Annotated in this window: 15 protein-coding genes, 1 other RNA gene and 1 pseudogene; 8 read left to right on the top strand and 9 right to left on the bottom strand. The window is 59.6% G+C overall.

Going from position 1 to position 23,559, the window contains the following annotated elements; translation table 11 throughout:
• Positions 1–31 precede the first annotated feature (31 nt).
• From Q4E11_RS03945 to rnpB, 4 genes and pseudogenes are all read left to right on the top strand, one after another.
• Positions 32–1,219, top strand: a complete 1,188-nt coding sequence (locus Q4E11_RS03945; RefSeq protein ID WP_303163845.1) for a Nif3-like dinuclear metal center hexameric protein — start codon at positions 32–34, stop codon at positions 1,217–1,219.
• A 31-nt stretch (positions 1,220–1,250) separates the two neighbouring features.
• Complete coding sequence (locus tag Q4E11_RS03940; protein WP_303163844.1) at positions 1,251–1,994, top strand: zinc ribbon domain-containing protein; 744 nt, start codon at positions 1,251–1,253, stop codon at positions 1,992–1,994.
• Positions 1,995–2,018: 24 nt separating this feature from the next.
• Positions 2,019–2,684: pseudogene (locus Q4E11_RS03935) on the top strand (histidine phosphatase family protein); the annotation flags it as partial.
• Positions 2,685–2,752: 68 nt separating this feature from the next.
• Positions 2,753–3,212, top strand: an RNA gene (gene rnpB, locus Q4E11_RS03930) — RNase P RNA component class A.
• 39 nt (positions 3,213–3,251) lie between these two features.
• On the opposite strand, the gene Q4E11_RS03925 is transcribed toward rnpB, so the two are convergent.
• On the bottom strand, positions 3,252–4,415 hold the full coding sequence (locus tag Q4E11_RS03925) for a hypothetical protein (RefSeq protein ID WP_303163840.1): 1,164 nt from the start codon (positions 4,413–4,415) through the stop codon (positions 3,252–3,254).
• A 294-nt stretch (positions 4,416–4,709) separates the two neighbouring features.
• Between Q4E11_RS03925 and Q4E11_RS03920 the strand changes: the two genes are divergently transcribed.
• Entirely contained in the window at positions 4,710–4,910 is a 201-nt protein-coding gene (locus tag Q4E11_RS03920; protein ID WP_303163838.1) for an SPOR domain-containing protein, read from the top strand.
• 59 nt (positions 4,911–4,969) lie between these two features.
• Here Q4E11_RS03920 and Q4E11_RS03915 read toward each other — a convergent pair whose 3' ends face one another.
• The 3 genes from Q4E11_RS03915 to panB all read right to left on the bottom strand — a co-directional run bounded on the left by Q4E11_RS03915 (position 4,970) and on the right by panB (position 8,325).
• Positions 4,970–5,395: a DoxX family protein gene (locus Q4E11_RS03915; protein WP_303163836.1), complete on the bottom strand. Its 426-nt coding sequence runs from the start codon at positions 5,393–5,395 to the stop codon at positions 4,970–4,972.
• A 158-nt stretch (positions 5,396–5,553) separates the two neighbouring features.
• On the bottom strand, positions 5,554–7,353 hold the full coding sequence (locus tag Q4E11_RS03910) for a CYTH and CHAD domain-containing protein (protein ID WP_303163834.1): 1,800 nt from the start codon (positions 7,351–7,353) through the stop codon (positions 5,554–5,556).
• Positions 7,354–7,515: 162 nt separating this feature from the next.
• On the bottom strand, positions 7,516–8,325 hold the full coding sequence (gene panB, locus Q4E11_RS03905; RefSeq protein WP_303163831.1) for a 3-methyl-2-oxobutanoate hydroxymethyltransferase: 810 nt from the start codon (positions 8,323–8,325) through the stop codon (positions 7,516–7,518).
• A 161-nt stretch (positions 8,326–8,486) separates the two neighbouring features.
• Here panB and Q4E11_RS03900 point away from each other — a divergent pair, with 161 nt between their 5' ends.
• The 3 genes from Q4E11_RS03900 (at position 8,487) to Q4E11_RS03890 (ending at position 15,206) form a co-directional block, all read left to right on the top strand.
• The gene (locus tag Q4E11_RS03900; protein ID WP_303163829.1) at positions 8,487–9,827 is read left to right on the top strand and encodes a glutamine synthetase family protein; all 1,341 of its coding nucleotides are present in this window, start codon (positions 8,487–8,489) and stop codon (positions 9,825–9,827) included.
• A 34-nt stretch (positions 9,828–9,861) separates the two neighbouring features.
• Positions 9,862–13,041, top strand: coding sequence for a bifunctional [glutamine synthetase] adenylyltransferase/[glutamine synthetase]-adenylyl-L-tyrosine phosphorylase (locus Q4E11_RS03895; RefSeq protein ID WP_303163828.1), 3,180 nt, complete (start codon positions 9,862–9,864; stop codon positions 13,039–13,041).
• Between the two features lie 74 nt (positions 13,042–13,115).
• A complete protein-coding gene (locus Q4E11_RS03890; RefSeq protein WP_303163827.1) occupies positions 13,116–15,206 on the top strand; it encodes a hypothetical protein in 2,091 nt (696 codons plus the stop codon).
• A 3-nt stretch (positions 15,207–15,209) separates the two neighbouring features.
• Here the strand turns inward: Q4E11_RS03890 and Q4E11_RS03885 are convergent, their stop codons facing one another.
• The 5 genes from Q4E11_RS03885 to brnQ all read right to left on the bottom strand — a co-directional run bounded on the left by Q4E11_RS03885 (position 15,210) and on the right by brnQ (position 22,896).
• A complete protein-coding gene (locus tag Q4E11_RS03885; protein WP_303163826.1) occupies positions 15,210–16,631 on the bottom strand; it encodes a nitrate/nitrite transporter in 1,422 nt (473 codons plus the stop codon).
• A 49-nt stretch (positions 16,632–16,680) separates the two neighbouring features.
• A complete protein-coding gene (locus Q4E11_RS03880; RefSeq protein ID WP_303163825.1) occupies positions 16,681–18,462 on the bottom strand; it encodes a thiamine pyrophosphate-binding protein in 1,782 nt (593 codons plus the stop codon).
• A 151-nt stretch (positions 18,463–18,613) separates the two neighbouring features.
• Positions 18,614–20,062 (bottom strand): threonine synthase, encoded by a 1,449-nt coding sequence (gene thrC / locus Q4E11_RS03875; RefSeq protein ID WP_303163824.1) that lies wholly within the window; start codon positions 20,060–20,062, stop codon positions 18,614–18,616.
• A 114-nt stretch (positions 20,063–20,176) separates the two neighbouring features.
• Complete coding sequence (locus tag Q4E11_RS03870) at positions 20,177–21,421, bottom strand: dicarboxylate/amino acid:cation symporter (protein WP_303163823.1); 1,245 nt, start codon at positions 21,419–21,421, stop codon at positions 20,177–20,179.
• Between the two features lie 80 nt (positions 21,422–21,501).
• Positions 21,502–22,896 carry a branched-chain amino acid transport system II carrier protein gene (gene brnQ / locus Q4E11_RS03865; protein WP_303163821.1) on the bottom strand — a complete coding sequence of 465 codons (1,395 nt, stop codon included), beginning with the start codon at positions 22,894–22,896 and terminating at the stop codon, positions 21,502–21,504.
• Between the last annotated feature and the right edge of the window lie 663 nt (positions 22,897–23,559).

Below are 23,559 nucleotides of genomic sequence, written 5' to 3'. Positions count from 1 at the left end.
GAGACACATACGTGTTGAAAGGGATGGATGTATGACGGATTCTGTGCAGACGCGTTCAGAAAACAGTGATGTGGCAGTGACCGTTGCCGACGTGCGTGCGGCGATGGACGCGGCCTACCCGCCGGCATTGGCGGAGAGCTGGGACAAAGTCGGCCTGATCTGCGGTGATCCAGATGATGAGGTACGCCGCATTGCGCTGGCGTTGGACTGCACGGATGAGGTGGCAGACCGCGCGATTGCCGCAGGCGCACAAATGCTCGTCGTGCATCACCCGCTACTGCTGCGGGGAGTCAACTCGGTGGCGGCGGATACGCCGAAGGGCAGGATTATCCACAAGCTCATCCGTGCTGGTGTCGCACTCTTTGCGGCGCATACCAACGCCGATAGCGCTCGTCCGGGAGTCAATGACCAGCTGGCGAAGGTTCTCGGCGTGGAGCCGGGAGCACCACTTGCCCCGCAGTCGGCACCGGGACTGGATACCTGGACGGTGAAGGTACCGGCAGATCACGTCGATGCTGTCGCGCAGGCGATGTTCGATGCTGGCGCGGGCAAGGTTGGGGATTACGACAGCTGCGCATTCCGCATCAATGGTCGTGGTCAATTCCGCCCGCTTGATGGTGCGAACCCGTTTATCGGTGCAGTTGGCGACATTGAGTATGTCGATGAGGTGCGGTTGGAAATGGTTGCGCCGCGTTCGGTTCGCTCGGCAATTTTCGCGGCACTGCAGGATGCGCATCCCTATGAGGAGCCGGCCTTCGACATTGTCGATAACCAGGCCACCGGCCTTGACCCCAAGGAAGCAGTCGGCATTGGTCGCGTCGGCACGCTGGATACGCCGATGCCGTTTAAGGACTTTGTCGCTCGCGTGGCAGAGCGCTTGCCTGCAACGGAATGGGGCGTGCGCGGTGCCGGCGACCCAGAGCGCATGATTCGCACGGTGGCCGTGGCTTCCGGCGCTGGAGATTCCTTCCTCGACACCGTGGCAAAGATGGGCGTCGACGCGTTTGTTACCTCTGACCTGCGTCATCACCCAGTCGACGAGACACTGCGCACTGCGGATTTCTGCATCGTTGACACCGCGCACTGGGCTAGCGAATTTCCGTGGTGCTACCAGGCCGCCGACATGCTCAGTGACAAGCTGGGTGTGCCGACGGAAGTGCTGGAAGTCCGCACCGATCCGTGGACCGTGGCCGCAACCGCAGCCGAGACAGAGAAGTAATCAGCAACCGACGCAAGGAAGCAATAACACAATGAAGCTCAGTCCCCAGATTCAGGTCGCAATGCTGGAAAAGGCGGAGAACCAGACTGTGCTCGACGGTCTGATTGCCCGCAAAAATTGTCTGCCGGAGCGCGCCGAACTCCAGGAATTGCGTAAGAAGCACAGCCAGCAGGCAAGTGATGCAGCGCGTTCCAAGCTCACGGCTTCCGATCTCGGCAGCGACATTGCAAAGCTCGAGTCGGACATCAACAAGCTCAAGGCCCGTGAGAAGGCAAACCGCCTTTCCCTCGGCGCAGCGGAAGACCCGCACACCCGCCGCGATCTGCAGCATGACCTGCGTTCGACGAAGCGCCGTCGTGAGCGCGCTGAGCAGGAACTTCAGCAGTTCATGCGTATGCAGCAGGCCTACACCATCGACGCCAAGCAGGAATACGACGCCGACGAGGCACACGAGGACATCGTCGCTGCCAAGCAACGGCTTGCCGACGCCGAACGTGACCTCACTGCGCGAGTCGCCATCGCGGAGACAAAGATTGAAGAAGCGGCCAAGAACATTACTGGTCCGGCCGCCAAGCTCTACAAGCGCCTTGAGGAGGCCAATGGCATTCCGGTCGCCCGCGTAAACGGCCGCACCTGCGGTTCCTGCTTCATGGAACTGGACGTGGGATCGGTGCACGAATTTTCCACCCTGGCCGCAGACGTGGTCACATTCTGCCCGGAGTGTGGAGCGATGATTGTGCGGGCAGAAACCCTCGGGGCAGCAAAGGACAAGTAAATGAGCACGGCTTCGGACAAGCGCGATAGCGCGCCGGGCTGGACAGGGGCTACAACAGACCCGACTCGGCTGGTACTGCTGCGCCACGGGCAGTCACCGATGTCGATTCGTCGGGAGTACTCGGGCAGCCGTTCCAACCCGGATCTCACTGAATTCGGTCGGCGGCAGGCCAACGCCGCAGCTCGGCATCTGCGAGACCTCGCAGATGCCGAGCAGGTGAATTTCGCCGCTATCGTGACTTCCCCACAACGGCGCGCGCAGCAGACTGCGGAGGCAGCAGCTGAGGCACTGGGCTTAGACATTGTTGTCGATGAGGATCTGCGGGAGACCGACTTCGGCAACTGGGAGGGACTGACCTTCTCCGAGGCGCACACAGCTACGCCGCAGTTGCACAGTGCGTGGCTGGCTGACCCGTCCGTGGCACCGCCGGAGGGGGAGGATTTCCATACCGTCGATAGGCGAGTAGCTGCCGCTCGCGGGCGTATTGCAGACCAGTTCGGGGCTTCTGATGTGTTGGTGGTCAGTCACGTCACCCCAATCAAGGCGCTGCTGCGTCAGGGGCTTGGGTGCGGCTTTGAAATCTTCACCCGCCTCCACCTGGATCTCGCCAGCTTGTCCATTGTGGAGTTCTACGCCGATGGGCCTACCTCGGTGCGCTTGGTCAATGACACCAGTTACCTTCGTGGCTAGGCAGCAAGGAGGCGCTCCACCACGGGTTATTTGAATTGGGCCTGTGGCGGGTACACTAATTTGTCGAGCGAGCCGGCCGGGCGATTGCGTCAGTAAACGGAACCAGGTGCATCTTTTGGTGCATTCAAGGCCGCTGTCGAGGAAAGTCCGGACTCCATATGGGCATGGTGGTTGCTAACAGCAACCCAGGGTGACCTGCGGGAATAGTGCCACAGAAAATAGACCGCCGAGCACGCAGCCGAGGTTTTACCGTCTGCCGCGGCAGACTCGGTCAGGGTGAAAAGGTGCGGTAAGAGCGCACCAGCGGGGCAAGTGATTGCACCGGCTAGGTAAACCCCACCAGGAGCAAGGCAAAAGCGCGCATGCTTGTCGTGTGCGTGCGCGAGTGTTTGAGGGCTGCCCGCCCGATACTCGTGGGTGTGCTGCTTGAGCCTGTCAGCAATGGCAGACCGAGATGGATGATCGCCACCGTATGCGCCCGCAAGGGACATGGCGGGACAGAATCCGGCTTACAGGCCGACTCGCTCCCTTAAATACCTCTATCCCGCGACGAGCAGGCTATTCCACTTATTCCACAACCGCGCCGGCTGCCGTGTCGGCAACGCGGAAGGTCTCCGCACCTGCGTCGTTAAGCGCAGCGGCAATCGCATCGGCGTTGTCGACATGAGACCACGTCACCAGCGACGCACCTGGGCACGGGGCACAACGCACGACCTTATCGGCGCCAATCTGTTCGGTCGATGCTGCCAGCTGACCCAGTGCAGAGCTTGTCGACGGCGCGGAGCCACGCTGGCTCACATCGCGATTAACCCCGGCAAGGGCTGCCTGGATATCGCTGTGGCGGATGTGGCCAATGACTGCGCGGGCGCGGTCGGAGGATGCGTCGGCATCATCGAGCCACTGAACTGCACGGCCGATGGTGGGGATGTTCTCGTCGTCCGGGTGAACCTCGTGGCGTGCGCGCACCCAGTCGGCGACGCGCTCTTGAGCATCGGGGAGGCTGGCCAGCGTCGGTACGCCAAAGGCAGTGCAGGCCTCCTGGAAGAACTCGTAACGCTCCTCAGTTGGCGAGCCGCCCGTGACATCCGGGGAGTAGGCGATAGTCAGAGCCAGCGACTGCGGGCGAGCCGTCTGCGTCACGGCATCATCGGAGTGGTTGATGCACAGCAGGCTGTCCGGGCGGCTGCGCAGCGCCGTGGTGTACGGGTACAGCGGCCAGGACTGCCCCTTAATACGCTGCATCGTCTCGTGCAGAGCAGTGGCGATGCGAGTGCGCGTCGGCACATCGTCGCGGTCGCCAAAACGGGCGTTGAGTGCTAGTGCCAGTGCCGATTGGATAGCTGGAATCTCAGCAAAACCGCGACGAGGCGCGATGGTAGAGGCGATGGTGACCTTCAAGCCACCGCTGTTGCGCGGCACCAGGTGCAGCGAGTGCTGCAGCGCCACAACGGCCGCCGCGACGGCAGTCGGTACCGGCGAGAATGCAGTGGGCACGCTGTCCGGGAAATCCATGGTGGTGGTTTCGCGCTTGTAGGTAATAATCAGCTTTTGCTCGTCGATCTCCTCGACGCCCACAGCCGCGTATACAGGAATAGCGGTGGTCAGCAGCATGCCACCGGAGCAGGAGCAGTCTTCGCCGAGTAGGTTAATCGCACCCGGAGCGTAGGCAACTGAAGCATCGGAACCGACGGCTTCAAAGACGTCGTTAACTACAGCGGGTGCGGCGGGCATGGGATGAAACCTCTCCAAGAACTCGACTCAAGTGGCGCCGTCGCGAAAACAGCGCAGACGAACAATGGGGACAACGCACGATACTCCCAGGGGAGCGGGGCGGAAACCAAATGCGGCGGGCAGCCGCCTGTTTCCCGCTGGCATGCGCAATTCCGTCGATAATACCCGGGGTAGGGGGTGGTGCCAAACCTTTATACTGGGATTTTACGGGGCCGCAGGGCTCGTGGGCAGGAAAAACGAGTGCTTTTTGGCACATCCATTCCAACCAATCCGTTTCAATCGGAGGAGAAGATTATGAGCGATAGCACTGGCAAGTGGTACTACCAGCCGTCGACTGGCAAGGTTTTTCAAGGAAAGGCCACCGGTTGGGATGACCGCATGGGGCCTTATGGCTCTGAGGCAGAGGCACGTGCTGCAATGCAGCGAGTCGCCGAACGCAATAAAGCGGCCGACGACTGGGATGAGGAAGACGATGATTGGGGCGAGGGCAACTAGGCCAGTTGGCTCAATGCCGTTGCTTGACGACGAATAAAGCCTCGCCGCGCTGCCACCGATTAGGGGTTGATGGCAGCTTTATTCGTTTTACCCACCACGGTGTCCAGCGCAAACCGGCCGGAGCCAAATGCGGAAATCAGCGCAGCACCCGCAGCAATCGTCAGCGGCAGCTCGAAGCCGTTGTTATCCGCGAACACACCGTTGGAAATGTGGACGAGGAAGACTGCGCCCAACATATTCAGAGTGACCAGGATGCCTGCAATGGGCTGGAACAGGCCGATGAACAGGAGAATGCCGCCGACAAACTCGATGAGAGCGGCCACCCAGGCGGCAAGTTCTGGGGCAGGTACGCCCATGTCAGCAAATGATTGGCCGGCAGCCGTCATGCCGTAGTCGAACAGTTTCTGGTAGCCGTGTGCAATGAGCACTGCACCAATGGAAAGTCGAGCGAGAAGTCCGATGATATCGCGATAGGCAGAGGGCATTCGAGGCGCAGCTCCTTAAGAGTTCATGTTGTTGATGTGTACTCCAAAAATGTTAAGGGGATTACAATCCTGCGTCAACGGGTATATGTCATCAAAATAAAAACTGCGCACTCCCAAAAATCGGGAATGCGCAGTTTAGAGCAGGAATCAAGTTTTTTTTAGGACTCGTCCTTCTTCGACTTCTTGCCCTTCTTAATCTTCTTTTCCATCTTGCGGAATGCCTTGAAGACCTTGGCTACTGCCTCGTCGTACTCTTCAAGAGCCTCCAAGCCGTCGTAGTACTCCATCTGGTAGAGCACGCCGTAGCCGAATGTGTCCTTGCCAGCTCGCGCTGCGCGCTGAGCGCGGTTGAGCACGAAGTCACGCGCGGTGCAGGTGTCCTGGAAATCACCGAGCTCAGACTGCAGATTCTTGCAGGCTGCGTAGAGCTTCTCCGTTGGTAGATCGGCATTCTGAGCGGCTTCGGCGCTGTAGCGCAGCTTCTTTGCTGCCTTACGCACGTCGTGGTATCGCTCATCCAAATCGGCCTCGGCCAAATCCGGATCCTCGCGGCCATCAAGCACCTGGTTGTGACGACGCTCGAACTTGGCAAAAGCGCTGCGGAGGTGGGAGAGCAGCACCGCAGTGGTGTCGAGCTCCTTCTCCTCAGTCGTTTCTTCCTTCGCGGCTTCTGCATCCGTGGTGTCGGCCGCAGACTCTGCAGCGGACTCCTCGGAGGTCTCGCTCTCCGCACCGTCGGCAGGCGCCTCGGCGGCCTTCTTCTTGGCGGGCTTTTCAAACTCGGCTGCTTCCTCAGCGGTAGCCGCAATTGGCGGGTTAGCGAGGAACTCGTCGAGGTCATCCAGAAGCTGCAGGTACTCGCCGGAATTCAGGGCGAACACGACGTGGCGGTGAGCCCGCTCATAGTCCTTCTGAACATCCTCAACGAGGTTGTTGCGGATTTCTTCGCCAAGTGCGGCGCTCTCATGGTTAGCCAGCAGCTCTTCCCAGCGCATGGCAACAACCTCAGCGTCACGAGCAACGCCGAGCACACCAGCAAGCTGCTTGAGGTTATCCTCCAGCTCTGCGACCTTGTCGCCAACAACAATGCCGTGGAAGGTCTGCATATGACTACGCAACTCACGGGTAGCTACGCGCATCTGGTGAACCGAGTCGAATTCATCGCGGCGCACCTTCGGGTCGTACTCGACCATCTTGGCCACGTTGGCGGCCAGCGCGTCAATTACCGTGCGCCCCGGAGTGCCCTTCGGCAGCGTTGCCGGCTGCGGCGGCAGGGGAGCGGAGTTAATGGAGTCCCCCAGAGCCGTTGCCAGCTTCGACGGGCTTTCCGACGGAACAGCGCCAGCCACTTCAGCGACCTTGGACATGGCTGCCATTACAGCCTTGCCCTCTGGCATTTCTGCCCACTCGCCGAGCAGCTCAATTTCCCACTCGCGCCACTGCGTGGTTTCACCGCCTTCAAGGAAAGAGGTAGCCGTCACGTGGTCATCGGCAAATTCCGCCATTGGTGAGCCGTCTTCAGCGAACACCGTGGTGACGTGGCGCTCGTTATCGACCTGTGCGATGGGCTGGAGTGGATGGTTGCGAACGATGGCGCGAACCGGGGCGAGCAGCTCTGTGGGAACGACGTATTCAGCGTCGCGCCCTTCGCCGTTAACAGACCCTTCTTCCAGGCCAACGCCGTATTCAAGACGACCGCCGGTGCTAGGGGCCTTCAAATGCCAGCCCTCATCAGGGCCGCCCGTTCGGCGACGCAGCGTGTGCTTGGAACGAGTCAGACGTAAATCCGCAGTATCCAAGTAAATTGCGGACAGATTCCGCACCTCAGTGGTGGTGGAGCCCACCTGTGGGATGAAATCGAAGGACGGAGCTACTACCTCAGGAGCTGCGGAGAACTTCGATTCCACTTCCAACGCTGCTGTTGGAGTTTTGGACTGAGAACCAGACTTTGATGCCATGGGTCTTGATTCTACCCCCGAACTGCAGAAATTTTCATACACAAGTGTCCGAATCGGTCACGGGGTGGGAGATAACTGCTAATTCAGGGGCAACCAGGAGGCTTCCAGTCAGGCGCCCATAGGCTGGGCGCCTGGGCGACTTTGTCTACTAAAAAGCAGTAACTAACCGGAGAAGTTCTGCGCCTCGGTCGGGAATTCGCGGGAGTGAACCTGGTCGATGTACTGCTTTGCACCATTGGTCAGCATCTCGCCGACCTCGCCGAACACCGAGCTGAACGACGGCCTACGGCCATCGGCCGGCACTGCAAAGGCATCCTGCCACACCAGCACCTGACCATCGCATTGGTTGCCAGCGCCGATACCGCAGGTTGGAATAGGCAGTTCACGAGTAATTTCGGTTGCCAGCTCAGCCGGGACCATCTCCAGGACAACGGCTGCGGCACCAGCTTCGGCCACCGCCTGGGCGTCGGCACGCAGCTGCTCGGCGCCACTGCCGCGTCCCTGAACCTTGAAACCGGACAGCGCGTTGACGGACTGCGGGGTAAAGCCGATGTGTGCCATGACCGGAATGCCGGCGTTGACCAGTGCGCGGATACGCGGTGCGATGCGTACGCCGCCTTCGATCTTGACCATGTGTGCGCCAGTTTCGCGCATCATCTTCGCAGCGGACATGACTGCCTGCTCATCGGAGGCCTCGTAGGTGCCAAAGGGCAGGTCGGCGACCACCAGAGCATTGCCAGCGCCGCGCACCACGCCACGGACCAGCGGAATCATCTCTTCCAGAGTGATTTCAGTGGTGGTGTCATAGCCGTAGATCACGTTTGCCGCGGAGTCGCCCACCAGCAGAAGCTCAATGCCAGCGGCGGAAAATGCCCGCGCAGTTGAGTAGTCGTAGCAGGTCAGCATTGCCCAGGGGCGGGACTCAGCCTTCCATTCGGCAAGATTGTTCAGACGAATCTTTTTTCCGCTCATGCCAATAGAGCATGCCACAGACCTCGGAGGATACGAAGTAGCAAGGGGCACTTGCTCAGTGCCGTCGTTACGCACTTATTGCCGCGGAAGTTCGGTGCACGCCTTCTTAGAAGGGGCGATTGCACACCGCGAGTCCGCCCGCCTGGGTAACGTTGGAAAGTATGAACAGTCAGCAGGAATTCGTCCTTCGCGCAATTGAAGAACAAGATATTCGCTACATTCGCCTCTGGTTCACCGATATCTTGGGTTATCTCAAGTCGGTTGCGGTAGCACCAGCTGAGCTGGAGGGAGCTTTCGCAGAGGGCATTGGCTTCGACGGCTCTGCAGTCGAGGGCTTCTCACGCGTCTCTGAGGCAGACACCATCGCCCAGCCGGACCCCTCCACCTTCCAGGTCATGCCCAACCTGCACAACGATGACACGATTACTTCTGCTCGCATGTTCTGCGACATTGTCATGCCCGATGGTCAGCCGTCGTGGGCGGATCCGCGTCAGGTGCTGCGTCGTCAGATGAAGGCGCTTGCCGACGAAGGCTTCCACGCGTTCATCCACCCGGAGATTGAGTTCTTCCTGGTAGAGAGCTTGGACACGGACGGTAAGCCACCGGTGCCGACTGACAATGGCGGCTACTTTGACCAGGCGGTCTACGACCGTGCACCACGTTTCCGCCAGGAGGCCATCACCGTCTTGGAGGACATGGGCATTCCGGTGGAGTTTTCCCACCACGAAAATGCGCCGGGACAACAGGAAATTGACCTGCGTTACGCAGATCCGTTGACCATGGCGGACAGCGTGATGTCCTTCCGCTACATCATTAAGCAGATTGCTATTAAAAACGGTGTCCAGGCGACGTTCATGCCGAAGCCGTTTGAAAACCAGCCGGGCAATGGCATGCACACGCACATCTCGCTCTTTGAGGGCGACACCAATGCATTCCACGACCCCGATGATGAAAACCAGCTGTCGGATACCGCTAAGGGGTTCATCGCCGGCATCCTGACACACGCCAGTGAAATCTCCGCCGTGACCAATCAGTGGGTCAACTCCTACAAGCGCACGGCATTCGGCGACGAGGCGCCGACGTCGGCCACCTGGGGCATGGCTAACCGCTCAGCTCTCGTGCGTGTACCCATGTACTCGCCGGGCAAGGCACATTCCCGTCGAGTGGAGATTCGCTCGCTGGATTCCGCCTGTAACCCCTACCTGGCTTACTCGGTGATTTTGGCCGCTGGTCTCAAGGGCATCAAGGAAGGCTACCAACTGCCCGAGCAGGCGGAAGACAACATCTCCGAGCTGACCAGGCGTGAACGCCGTGCGATGGGCTACCGCGACCTGCCGACATCACTGGAAGTGGCATTGCAGGAAATGGAACGCTCCGACCTCGTCGCCGATGCACTGGGCGACCACGTCTACGAATTCTTCCTTCTTAACAAGTGGCGGGAATGGCGCGACTTCCAGCGTCAGGTAACGCAGTGGGAGCTGCGCACAACTTTGGACTACTAATTTCGAAACGTTTGTTAACGGGTGACCTTTTCCAATGATGAATCGACCGCGCACTACTCGTCAGTCGGTGCCACGTCCGGCTGCGCTAGGGCTGCGTAACGACGAACGAACGCGCACCGACCTCGAAGATTTGGGGTGGTATAACGAGCGATCTCTCCAGCTGTTGTGGGGACTTGCCGGTGCCAGCGATCCCAATCTGGCGCTGATGGCGCTGGTGCGTTTGAAAGGCGCACTGGATGAGCTGGAAAACGATGGAAAGCTGGAGGATTGGGCCACTTGGTCCGGCCTCGATGCTGCCATGCGTGAGCAGGTGCCGCTTCGCACTCGGCTGTTCGCACTGCTCGGTGGTTCAAGCATGTTGGGTGACCACTTAGTGGCGCATCCTGATAAGTGGGTGCTGCTGCAGGCGGACTTTCCCACCGAGGCCGATATGTTCCGCGAGATGCTGTCCAGCGTTGGGGCTAAGCCAGAAGTCATTGAGCTCACCGATGAAGCGAGCCTGGAAAAGGCGAAAGACCCCGAGTACCGCAAACCAGTTGTTGCCCCATCCACGCTGGAAGGACCGGGTCTCTATCGTGCAGAGCTCACCGGCCGCGAAGCAGAAGTGGCCATGCAATGTGCGTACCGCGATTTGATTATGCGTATTGCCGCAGCTGACTTGGCCGGCACTTACCCACGCGGAAAGCGGCGTCCTGGTCAGCCGGAAGTGTCTTTTGTTCAGGTCTCCGAAGCGCTTAGTGACCTGGCCGATGCAGCACTGACCGCAGCGCTGGCCGTTGCAGTCCAGCAGGTCTTTCCTTCCTCTCCGGTATCCACACGGCTGGCGGTTATCGCCATGGGCAAGTGCGGTGCCGAAGAGCTCAACTACATCTCTGATGTCGATGTCATCTTTGTCGCTGAGCCCGCAGATGCCCGTGCGACGCGCCTGGCCAGCGAATTTATCCGCATCTCCTGTCACTGCTTCTTTGAGGTCGATGCCAATCTGCGCCCAGAGGGCAAGTCCGGTGCCCTTGTGCGCACTGTCGATTCCCATGTCGCCTACTACAAGCGCTGGGCTGAGACCTGGGAGTTTCAGGCCCTGCTGAAGGCACGGCCGATGACTGGCGATGTAGAGCTCGGGCACGAATACGTCGATGCACTCTCACCAATGGTGTGGAATGCCTCGCAGCGTGAGTCCTTTGTTGACGATGTCCAGCGCATGCGCGCACGCGTGGTGCAGAATGTGCCGGAGGACTTGCGTCGGCGTGAGTTAAAGCTCGGTCGCGGTGGCCTGCGTGACGTTGAGTTCGCGGTGCAGCTACTTCAGCTGGTCCATGGCCGCTATGACGATAGCCTGCGAGTATTGCCAACGGTGATGGCACTCGACGCCTTGGTGGAGGGCGGCTACATCGGCCGTGAAGATGGTGCCGCACTGATTAATGCCTATGAGTTCATCCGTCTGCTTGAGCACCGACTCCAACTGCAGAAGATGCGACGTACGCACTTGCTGCCCGCGGAAGATGACACCGACGCGTTGCAGTGGCTCGGCCGCGCAGCTGGTCTGACAGGGGAGGGCAGCAAGGATGCCAGCAAGACACTGGCGCGCCAGGTTCGCCTGGCTAGCTCTCAGATTCGTTCGCTGCACAATAAGCTCTTCTACCGTCCGCTGCTCAACTTCGTTGTCGAGCAGGACATCGGGACGCTGCAGCTGTCGGCAGATGCCGCCAAGCGTCAGCTGGCCGCACTCGGTTATCAATACCCAGATCGCGCCTATGATCACCTGTCGGCGCTGGCTGCCGGTAGTTCGCGCAAGTCGCGCATCCAGGCGATGCTGCTACCGACATTGATGGAGTGGTTGTCGACAACCCCAGACCCCGACGCGGGCCTGCTGAACTATCGCAAGTTGTCGGAGAAACTATATGCCCAGTCCTGGTTCCTTCGAATGCTGCGGGATGAAGGAATCGTCGGCCAGCGGTTGATGCGTGTTCTCGGGTCGTCGCCGTATGCCTCGGATCTGTTGATGAGCGCGCCGGAGATTATTAAGCGTTTTGGCGATGGTGCTTCGGGGCCGAAATTGCTGGATACCGATCCGCAGACCGTTGGCAAGGCCCTGGTCGCGGCTGCGTCGCGGCACAATGATCCGGCCAAGGCCATTTCGGTGGCTCGCTCGCTGCGTCGGGCTGAGCTCGCGCGTATTGCCTCTGCCGACCTGTTTGGGCTGATGGATGTGCGCGAGGTCTGCCATTCGCTGTCCATGGTGTGGGATAACGTGCTGGAAGCAGCGCTATCCGCTGAAATTCGTGGCTGGCAGCTGGCGCATCCGGACCGTGAGATCCCAGGGATCATCTCCGTCATTGGCATGGGACGCCTCGGTGGCGCGGAGTTGGGCTACGGTTCGGATGCTGATGTGATGTTCATCTGTGAACCGCGCAAGGACGCCGACGGAAATCCGCTTGTCGACGATGCTGCGGTGGTCAAGTGGGCAACGCGCATCTGTGACTCGCTGCGGCGTCGCCTGGCGAAGCCCAGCCAGGACCCACCGCTGGAAGTCGATGTGGACCTGCGTCCGGAGGGACGTTCGGGTCCCATTGTGCGAACACTGGACTCGTACCTGACCTACTACGAACGCTGGGGCGAGACCTGGGAGATTCAAGCGCTCCTGCGTGCTACCTGGATTGCTGGGGATAAGGACTTGGGCCTGCGTTTCCTCCACGGCATCGATGGACTGCGTTACCCGCAGGGTGGTGCTGATACCAAGATGGTGCGTGAGGTTCGCCGCATGAAAGCGCGCGTGGACTCCGAGCGTCTGCCACATGGTGCTGATCGTCGCACGCACACCAAGCTCGGCTCTGGTGCACTGACGGATATTGAGTGGACGGTGCAGCTGCTGACTATGCTGCACGCCCACGAAGTACCTGAGCTGCACAATACTTCTACGCTCGAGACACTCGAGGTACTGAAATCCCACGAGATTCTGGACGCGGAAGATGCCGATGCACTGCGCGATGCGTGGCTGATGGCTACGAAGGCTCGAAATGCGCTGGTGCTCACGCGCGGAAAGCGCACGGACCAGCTGCCGCAGCCGGGACGTCATCTGACGCAGGTCGCAGGTGCCGCCGGGTGGGATCCTGCAGATTCCAATGGTTTCATTGAGCATTACCTGCGGCTAACGCGCCATTCGGAGCGCGTAGTGAACAAGGTGTTCTGGGGAGAGGAAAATCCTGACCACGGCTGAGGGAAAACCAACTCTTTGTAAAAAATTTCGGTGTGCCTTTGCCCTGGCGGAAAGGCCGGGCATAATGGTGGGCTATGGAACGCAACGTCGATTACTCGGTTCGCCCCAGGTATGAGGACTTCATTCTCAACCTGGACGGCACTGACCTGCGTTTTTTGCTGAGCCGCACTTGCCCCTCGGCCGATTCCTCCGCCGCGGGCAAGGACGCGGTGGAGCTATTGATGTCGCAGGAGTCCGCACACACGGCGCTATCTTTTTGTGAGCCCGATGTGCTCGACGTTGCTCATTTGATTCATATTTTGGCAGACTCCGCCACGCTCGAGACTCTCGCGGAGGTCGCGTACTGGGCCTCGGATGCTGACGTCATGGCCCACGACACTCCAAAGGGCGTGGACCGCAAGAGGTATCCCGTCGGCAAGCAGCAGCTGAAAAGAGTGCTGGAACGTGGCCAGCGCCAGGGCCTGGTGTGGGAGGAGCCGGCGGGCGTATGGCATGTGCCGTCGCATATTTCGCGGATTTTTCCGACTGAGCCGAGCTTGGATTTCCACGTTGCGGACTTGGTGGCGAATCTGCCGGAGGACATGCTCGCTCGGCGCATGGAGCGCCTAGGGCTAGATCCGGAGGGCACGACGGAGCAGCGTATTGAGCGGCTCGCGGGCTTTTTGTGTGATCCTCGCAAGGTGCGCGCGCTTATTGCCACCGCGCCGGTGGATATTCGCAATGAGCTGCGGTGGATGGCTATTGATGAGAAGTTTCTGCCGTCGACAATGTGGTCGGAACTGCGCATCGATGCAGTTCGTTGGGCAGAGGAGCGGTTGCTGTTGGCCATCGTCGAGTCGCCGTCGATGTCGGCGTTTGCCACTGAAGAGATGGCCGAGGCCGCTCCGCCGGAGATTGCTCGTATTGTCGGCGCGGTCGCGCTTGCTCTGAAGGAGGATATGTGGACGATCCGCAAGCCTCATCCGACAGAGCCGTTCCCGGCAACGTTGGAGTCGAAGGAGCTTGACGACGCCTCCGTCGCCGCGGTGGCCTTTGCGTCGGCGTTCATGGATGCCGCAGGTAGCGATGACGGCCGTCTGAAAGACCCGCTGCACATGTATGAAGAGTCCAGTTTGTTGTGGATTCAGGACTTCGCAGCGTCGATTGGTGCGAGTGCCTTTGCAGCGCCGTGGATTGTGGAAATGCTGGTCAACGCTGGGTTGATTTACGCTGACAGTGGGCACCCGACTCCACGGGCATTGGAGCATTGGTACAACGCGGATGCCTCGACGCGCTGGGCGTATCTGGTGGCTGGTTTCCTTGTCGGTCGAGGTCCCTGGCACGGCGAATTCCCGTGGGTGACTATGGGCGTTGATGATTTTTCGCACGCCACACTGGCCTACGGCTACCCGTATGCCGCTTGCGAGGTGGTCTCACTTGCCGCCCAGCTGGAGGAGGACCAGAAGTTCTACGGCTGCTGCGTGGAAAGCCACATGGCATGGCAGGTGGAAAACCTCTGTGCCCGCAATGGCGCCGATGGCGAGGCGATGGTCGGCTGGCTGCTGGAACAGGCCGGTATCCTGGGAATTCTCTACCGGGGACATGCGTCCTGGCAGGCCATGGCAGTCATGTACGCGCTGCACGATATCTGGTTGACCGACCAGCACATCGGTGCACAAAGGATGGCTGAGCTCATCGCTGAGTACGCCGCTGGCAAGGTAGCTACTGCCGAGGCCGTTCAGATTGCCCGTCTGTTTAAAGATGCCGCTCCCAACGAGCGTCTCTCTGCCACATTGGAGGGCGTCGCTAGCAATCAGGTCGCACTGGCGCTGGACTTTATCGGCGACCGTGAAAAGTGCGCCGAGACCTCCCGCTGGATTATCTCCGAAGACAGCCTTCGCCGCGCAGTCCTTGCCGTCGACGGTGATGTCGAAGTGCTGTTTTCGCAGCTTGGGCCACTTGTCAACAGCTCTATGAAGCTGGTTATCTACGCCGAGCTCGTCCGCATCACCAAGACCGAAAAGCTCCAGGAAATCTACGAGCGCGAGGCATTCGAGCCGGATTCAGAGCGCACTTCGCGTGACGACGGCACCGAGAACGCAGCCGAGTCGGAGAACTCGGCGGCTCAGGACAACTCCGATGATCCCGATGACCCGGACGATCCGCAGCAGTTGGCGCTGTTCTAGGTTTTAGTCGACTGGATCGAGCTCGAAGCGCTTCTGGTTTTCAACGAAGCGAGCAGCTGCGCGCTTGGCCACCAGCAGGCCGATGAACCCAATGGCCCACACAGCGATGACGGCCAACCAGCCAATCCGGAAGGACTCCCAGGTGTAGTTGCCATCTGTGGAGGAGATGTCCAGCAGGAAGCCAACGCCTTGGGCCGCCAGCATGGTGGCGACGAAGCCGCCCATGTTGGCCAGGCCAGTGCCGGTGGCAAGGACCTTGCGGTCGACCTCTTCACGCACGGAGTCAAAGCCGAAGTTGGACATCGCACCGAGGCCGGCCATCAGGATGTTGACCACAATGATGGCCCAGAGCGCCGGCGGGTTCGACGGTAGCAGGAAGACAATCCAGATCAGCATGTCAATCGCTGCAATGGCGACGACAACCTTGATGCGTCCGCGGCCCGTGCGTGCCGACACCATGCCCATCAGCGGACCGGCCACAATCACCGACAGCGTATTGATGACCAGCACAATACTGGCCTGTGCTGGCTCTAATCCCAGACCCAGCGTCATCAGCGGCATGCCCCAGAGCAGAGTGAAAATGCACTGGTGCATCAGACCTGTCCAGTGTGTGAAGAAGCCCTGCCAGCACACCGGGTGAGTGGTGACAATCTTCAGTGTCTGGCCGATGGTGAGGCGCGCGTCAGCCGCAGCTGGGTTGGCCTTCGCTGCTTCCTTCGCAGCCTTCTTTGCGGCTCGACGCTCACTGCGGGTCATCTTGACCGCGTTGGTGTCCTCCGGAACGTCGGCAAGCGCGATCAACCCCACGATGGCGATGATCAGACCTGCGGTGGACAGCGACAGAAACGCCGGAACCCAGCCAGCGGCGTGGAGGATGGCGAGGAATGGCACGGCAGAGATGAACTGGCCCAGCTGCCCGAGCCCCGCCGTCAGCTGTGTAAACAGTGGGGTGACGCGGAGCGGGAACCATGCGGGGAGAAGTCGCATAGCGCCGAGGAACGCGGTGGCATCGCCGGCGCCGATGAAAATGCGCGCAGCCACGGCCAGGGGATAGGACGTGGTAAAGGCGATGATGACCTGGCCGAGCGCCATGATAAGAGCACCGGCGACCATGGTCTTTTTCGCCCCAATGCGGTCGATGATGATGCCGGTGGGAATCTGTGCCAGTGCGTAGACCCCGACTTGGACAGCGGTGAAAACGGCGAGCTGCGAGGCGTTGATCTGGAAGCGGTCGAGCGCCTCAACACCGGCAACACCCAGCGACGTACGGCCCACAATGGCGACGATGTAGGTCACCAGCGCGGCGAGCCAGACGGCAATCGCACGGCCAGTTACCTGCTCCCGCGGGTCCTTGTACCCGTTGGCCGTTTGCTTCGTCGTTGCACCATCTTCAATACTGTTACGCTGCTGTTCCACTCCGAACATTGTAGACGGCAACAACTATGCATAATGCAATAAGGCGCGAATGCCCCCGTTAGCGCGTGGAACGAGCCAGCACCTCTTTCACAAAGTCCGCGACCACCAGCCTTGACACCTTGAAATCAATGACCGCAACCGGAGCTGCCCCGCTATCTGACTTATCCTCCGCAATGGCCGCGAAGTACGTGTCCAGCTGCGTAAAATCCTCCGGTCCACTCACGCTAAAGCCGTCCGCCCCGAAAGCTTTGCCAAGTGCGGCGAAGTCGTAGTCAGCAATCTCCATCGAGGACGTATCCAGCCCAACACCGCCGAACTGATGCAGCTCAGCGCCGTACGCGGCGTCGTTGATAAACACAATCAGACCACCACGGCCGCGCCGCAGCTGCTCAATCGCTGCCGGCAGATCAGCCATGCCCATCGTGCCGCCGCCATCGCCGGCCACGAGCACGCAGTAATCCTTAGGCCTCGCTGCCGCAAGCCCCACCAGTGAACCCATGCCCATACCAATCGACTGAATCGCCGTTCCCACTATCACCTGCTGCTGCGGGCCGGGCACATCGAGATACTTCGGCACCCATCCCAAAAAGTGCCCGCCATCAGTACAAATGGCGCGCTTCTTCGGCATCGCCGCATCCAGATACTGTAGGCACGCGCGCGGATCGAGCCGACCATCCTCGCAGATCAGCGCTTCCGCTGGGGTCGTAGGCAAGTTGCCCACACGTGCGCGCCATGTGCTTGACGACGTCTCTTGCGACTTGCCCTCCAGTTCCTTCAGCTGCCTTAAGAGGTGCGGCAGAAAATCCTCCAGCCGAGCCAGCAGGGGAGTAACCGATGGTTGCGATGCTGGGTGCGGCTCATCCACAATCTGGATGATTTCCGCGGACGGTGAAAACATGTTGCTGCCGCGGTTCTGGAATGCATTGAAGCTGGCGCCTAGGAACACCACCACATCGGCCTGCCGGGCAAGCTCCACCTGCCATGTGTGCGCAAAGCCGCCAACCGTCCCAATTGTCCAGGGGCTGGCAATGACATGTCGCGCCATTGCTGAGTGCATGAATAGTGCTCCGACCTGGTCACCAATTTTGTGTACCAGCTCGGCTGTATCGGAAAGCAGTACACCGCGACCGGCGATAATCAGTGGCCGCTGCGCGTCTTGCAAGGTGTGCGCTAGCGATGCGGCTTTGCGCTGGTAGCGCTCGTCTTGGTGCTGGTCGAGGTGGTTATCGGGCTGTGTCTCGGATGTCTCGCGCCTGTTCGCCGAACTGAGCTCCGCGGGTGCCTCCTGAAGATCGTAGGGAAGCTGCAGCACAACAGGCTGCCGAGTGCTCAGGGCGTGTGCGACCGCAAAGTGTGCGTCGTCAAGCACGGATGTTGGGGAGATAGTGCGGTGACAGATATCCAGTGCGTCGAGGAGTGCTGCTTGGTCGAGGTCGAAGGGGCGCGGGCGCGCCGGGTGCGTCCCGACAACGAAAACTAGCGGAATGCGAGCAACTCGGGCCTCAGCGAGCGTGGTCAGCGCGTTGGTAAAACCCGCACCGCAGGTGGCGGTGGCAATGGCGAGTCCACCACCGGCCCGGTAGAAGGCATCGGCGGCACCGACGGCACCTGACTCATGACGAACCGAGGAATAGCCAAAACCAGCCTCTGTCAGCGCGGAGGTGAAATGGGAGTTGGCATTGCCGACCAGCCCAAAGCAGTGGTTGCATTGCTCTGCCAGTGCATTGGCCAATACGCGCGAGACGGTGGTTGGGCTTTGGGCGGGGTCTGTGGCCCGCGTGGTTTTGGTGGCTGGTACGTCGTGGAAGGGCGTGCCATTTTTAAGTCGAGTGATACTCATGGGGACAATTGTGAGGCGTTTACGGGGGTAAAAACAGCCCCCGAGGCGAAGAAAACGCTGTTTGCCCTAAGAAAATGGGGCACATTCCAACATTTCCCGCTGGTCGCGTTACCCCTGCTTTGCAGCCCCCCCCCCGAGTAGGCTCGCTGCCTTAAGCGACGTTGTCGTCGATGAACTTCTTCACCACGTCGACATCGTTTGGAAGATCAGTGACGCGACGAGGTGCGTTCATAATGTCGGCAAAACGCTCCGGACACTCGGGCTCGCGGCCGGTGGCCTCCAAAATGGTCTCGGAGAACTTCACCGGCAGGGCGGTCTCGAGGCAGACGATAGGGGAGGCAACCTGCTCGACCAGACCGCGGGCCACATGGATGCCGTCGGCGGTGTGCGGATCAACCATGACTCCCAGACGCTCCCAGCAGTCCTTGATGGTCTCAATGCGGTTGGCGTGTGTGGAGCTGCCCGACAGGAAACCGTAGGTGGCAGAGGCCGCCGGGAAGGCCGGGTCACCGGTCAGCGAGAATCCGCCCTCCTTGACCTTGACGCCGAAGAGCTCGCCGGTGCGCTCGGCATCGCGGTCGAGCAGGTCAAAGATGAAACGCTCGAAGTTCGATGCGCGGGAGATATCCATCGATGGCGAAGAGGTCGCCTGAGTCTCAGCTGCACTGCGCACGCGGTAGGAGCCGGTGCGGAAGAACTCGTCCAGCACGTCGTTTTCATTGGTGGCAACGATGAGACGGTCAATTGGAACACCCATCTGGCGCGCAATGTGACCAGCACAGATGTCGCCGAAGTTGCCGGTTGGCACGCTGAAGCTGACCTTCTGCGAGTTGTCGGCATCGGTACCGTTTAAGCCAGTGACACGAATCCAGCAGGAGACGTAGTAGACAATCTGCGCCATCAGACGAGCCCAGTTGATGGAGTTGACCGCGCCGATGTGACGGCTGGCCTTGTACTCCAAATCGCCGGAGACCGCCTTGACAATGTCCTGGCAGTCGTCGAAGACTCCATCAAGAGCCACATTGTGAATATTGGCATCCTGCAGGCCAAACATTTGCGCCTGCTGGAATGCAGTCATTCGACCAGCCGGGGTCAGCATGAACACGCTGATGCCCTCGCGACCGCGCATGGCGTATTCAGCAGAAGAGCCAGTATCACCAGAGGTAGCGCCCAGAATGTTCAGGGTTTCACCGCGGCGCGCCAGCTCGTACTCGAAGAACTCGCCGAGCAGCTGCATGGCCATGTCCTTGAACGCCGCAGTTGGGCCCATGGACAGGTGACCGATGTAGAGCTGATTTTCCAGCTTGGTTACCGGCACGATATCCGGGTCGGAGAACTTCGGGTAGGTGTAGGCGCGTGCGCAGATACCGCGCAGATCTTCCAGCGGAATGTCATCCACAAAGAGGCTGACGACTTCCGCAGCCAGGGCGGCGTAACCGTCGTCGGCAAGCACGGAGCGCCAACGCGTCAAAGTGGCATCGTCGACCTGAGGGTACTCGACGGGCAGGTACAGACCACCGTCGTCAGCGAGACCTCCCAGCAGAATGTCCGAGAATTTGTGCGGCGTGCGCTTTGGGTCGCGGGTCGAAATGAAGTCCAAGACGGGCCCCTTACATGTATGCCAACACCCGCCGCGAAGACTCTTTGCAAGCACGCGACGGGAGTTGGCCGATGGATGTCTTCTATTTAATTTTTACACACTCGGTGATCCGAGTTAGCCCTCGGTCTTCGAAGAGGTGGATTCGGCCGTGGTTGGGTCGAAAGTCAAGTCCTCGGAGCGGTCGATGACGTCATCCTTTGCAAAGCGGTTGACAATCATGGCAATTGCGCCGTCACCGGTGACGTTACAAGCGGTGCCGAAGGAGTCGATGGCGATGTAGGCCGCAATCATCAGCGCGACCTGCTCCTGGTCAAAGCCCAGCATGGACTGCAGGACACCGACGGCCGCCATAATTGCGCCACCCGGAACACCCGGTGCGGCAATCATGGTGATGCCCAGCGTCAGGATGAAGCCGATAGCCATGCCCGGGGACACCGGCTTGTCCGCCATGAACATCACAGCAAAGGCGAACAGGGTGATCTTCATCATCGAGCCAGCCAGGTGAATGGTCGCACACAGTGGCACGGTAAAGCCCGCGACCTTCTCGGACACGCCGTTCTTCACCGCGGCCTTGTAGGTCACCGGAATGGTGGCAGCCGAGGAAGAGGTGCCCAGTGCGGTGGCGTATGCCGGCATCATGTTCTTCAACGAAGTCCACGGGTTGCGACCGGCGACAGCACCTGCGATGGAGAACTGGATAGCCAGCAGAACTACCGTGCCAATGATGGCCAGAATGAGGACCTTGAAGAACATCGACAGGGTAGTGGTGAGGTTGCCGTTCATGCCCATGGCCAGGAACATGCCGAAAATGTAGACCGGCAGCAGTGGGATGATAAAGGACTCAATGATCTTCATGATCACGTCGCGCAGCTGGGCCGCACCGCGGTACAGCGAATCCGACTTCACGCTGGTCATAGCCACACCGACGGTGAAGGCCAGCAGCAGCGCCGTCATGACGTCAAAGGGCGGTGGCATTTCCACGTTGAAGAAGCCCTCCAGCGCGCCCTTTTCAATATCCACCGATTTACCTGCCTGGTCCGAACCCAGCAGCCAGAGGTAGAGGCCCTGCGTTGCCGCGTAGGCAATCAGACCGGAAAACACCGTCGAACCGTAGGCAATTGCGGTGGTGATACCCAGCCACTTACCGGCACCGCGGCCCAGGCTGGCAATCGCCGGCGTAATGAGAGCAAAAATCAGAACCGGGATAAAGAAGCCCAGGAAGTTGCCGAACAGGCCGTTGAAAGTCACAAAAATCCTGGCCAGCCACTCCGGGAAGAAGAAGCTGCAGATGATGCCCAGAATAATCGCGACAATGACGCGGAATAGCAGCGTCTGTGTGAAACGCGTGGGGGTACTCATAGTGAATCCTTTTTGGGACGTAATTTACCTCTAAAGCGTGCGGTATTTAGCCCGCTAAACGCAAATAACCGGGTGTGACATTAACCCTGAGTGGCCACGGGTTTGACGTCGTCAAGCACGGTTGGCGTGCGATGTTCACGGCGCTTTCGCGTGACGACGTCCATTGCGTACCCGACCACGACAGCTGCCAGCGTCGGCAGGGACCAGCCGAACTGATCTGCGTGACCCGGAACCAGACTGAGGAAGCTTTCCAGTGCGCTGCCGCCAACGCCCAGGCTGGACAGGACGGAGATGGCGGACCAAATAGCGGCCATCCACACGCCGAAGCGGTAAGTGAAGTGCAGCTTGAAATTGCGGGCGATGATTGGGTCCAGCAGAGTCAGCACAATCAGTGCAATGGCCGGGGGATAGATGAAGGTGATGATCGGTGCCGCGATTGCCAGGACCTGGGAGAGGCCCTGCGTTGCCATTGCAAAGGACATCAGAGAGAAGATGACGGCCCAGGTCTTGTAGCTGATACCCGGAAGTAGCAGGTTGAAGAACTCGCTGGTAGCGGCGATGAGGCCGACTGCGGTGGTCATGCACGCCAGCAGCACAATCAGGCCGAAGACAATCTGGCCGACCTGGCCCATGGCCTGGCCGGAGGCTTCGGCGAGAATACCGGAGCCGTTATCGAAGGTGGCGGCGTTCGGCAGAACCTGTCCGATGTAGCCGAGGCCCAGGTAGATGATTGCCAGCAGAGCACCGGCCAGGAGACCGGAAATCATGGTGCCGCGGACCATGCGCTTGCCCTCCGGGACACCGCTGACGCGCAGCGCCGAAATGACAATAATGCCGAAGGCCAGTGCAGCAATCGAGTCCATGGTGAGATAGCCCTCGACCAAGCCCGAGGCAAATGGAGAATCGGCGTACTTCTCAATTGGCTCCGCCGGGTCAGCGCTGAACTTTACTGCCGACAAAGTGACCAGCAGGACCAGCAAAATCAGCAGGGCTGGGGTGAGAATTTTGCCCAGCTTGGCCACGATTTCGTTTGGATTCCAGGCCAGCGCCAGGGCGATTGCGAAGAAAACAAAGTAGAAAATCGCTGCAACAACCAGGGAATCGGTGTTGAAGAGTGGCTGTACTCCGGTCTCATAGGACACAGCACCAGTACGTGGCAGCGCGTAGAACGCGCCAATGGACAGGTACGCGATGACCGGGAATGTCAGCGAGAAAACTCGACCGGCGCGAAATGCCAGGTCTCGCAAGTTATTACCCGAAATCGCAATAGCGATAATTGCAAGCACTGGCAGGGCAACACCAGTGAGAAGGAAGCCCGTGATGGAAGGTCCGAAGTTAGTGCCGGAATCCACTCCCAGCTTCGGCGGGAAAATGAGGTTGCCCGCTCCGAAGAACATTGAAAACAGCATCAATGCCGTGACAACGATGATGGAAGCGAAAGACTTCGAGGACTCCACTCCGCTCGACTTAGTCATGAGAATTGTGTTCTTTCTAGATTTGCTACGCCCAAAAGGTCAGGGCGTTAGTGCGCGCTTGCGACGACGTTGTGCGTCGCTGTAGCGAGAATGCAGGCCATGTGCCCTTATGAGTGAAGGGAGCGCTGCATCGAGATTGACACTTTTCAGTATGTAGTTGTGAACTTTCACGGGCTGGGTGGAGCCGAATTCGTGAACTAAGTAGCGGCCTGTATGAGCCGGCCTTTCTGTATTTTTACAAGGGCTTCGGCGGCGATGGTGGTGCCGACAAAGACTCTCTATTTATTGTAGTAGGGCGCATATGGTGAGGGAAAATCAAGAATTTATTAAGCAAATTCTTCGATTGGTTGTGTAGCTAGGGGAAGGCATGGTCTTGCAGGGTGGAGCGTGGCCATCAGCGAACAGCACATCGACAAGCGAACAGGCATAGCCAATATCGTGCGCATAACTCGCGGGAATCCATTGAAAGGTCACGAGAATCCATCGATAAGTGGCGGAGCAAATCCGGGAACCAAATCCCGAAACCAAATCCGGGCCCACCGTAGTTGGGCAAATTCGAAAAATTGGCGGAAACCATAAACCTCAGTCGCTGAATTAACCTATCAGTGACCATAAAAATGACCTACGGCCGGACACTGCAGCCATAGGTCATTTTCCGATTCA

Origin of the sequence: Corynebacterium sp. (assembly GCF_030532195.1) — a bacterium.
GTDB lineage: Bacteria > Actinomycetota > Actinomycetes > Mycobacteriales > Mycobacteriaceae > Corynebacterium.
The sequence above is the reverse complement of the archived record's forward strand: the minus strand, read 5'-3'. Positions and strand labels throughout refer to the sequence as shown.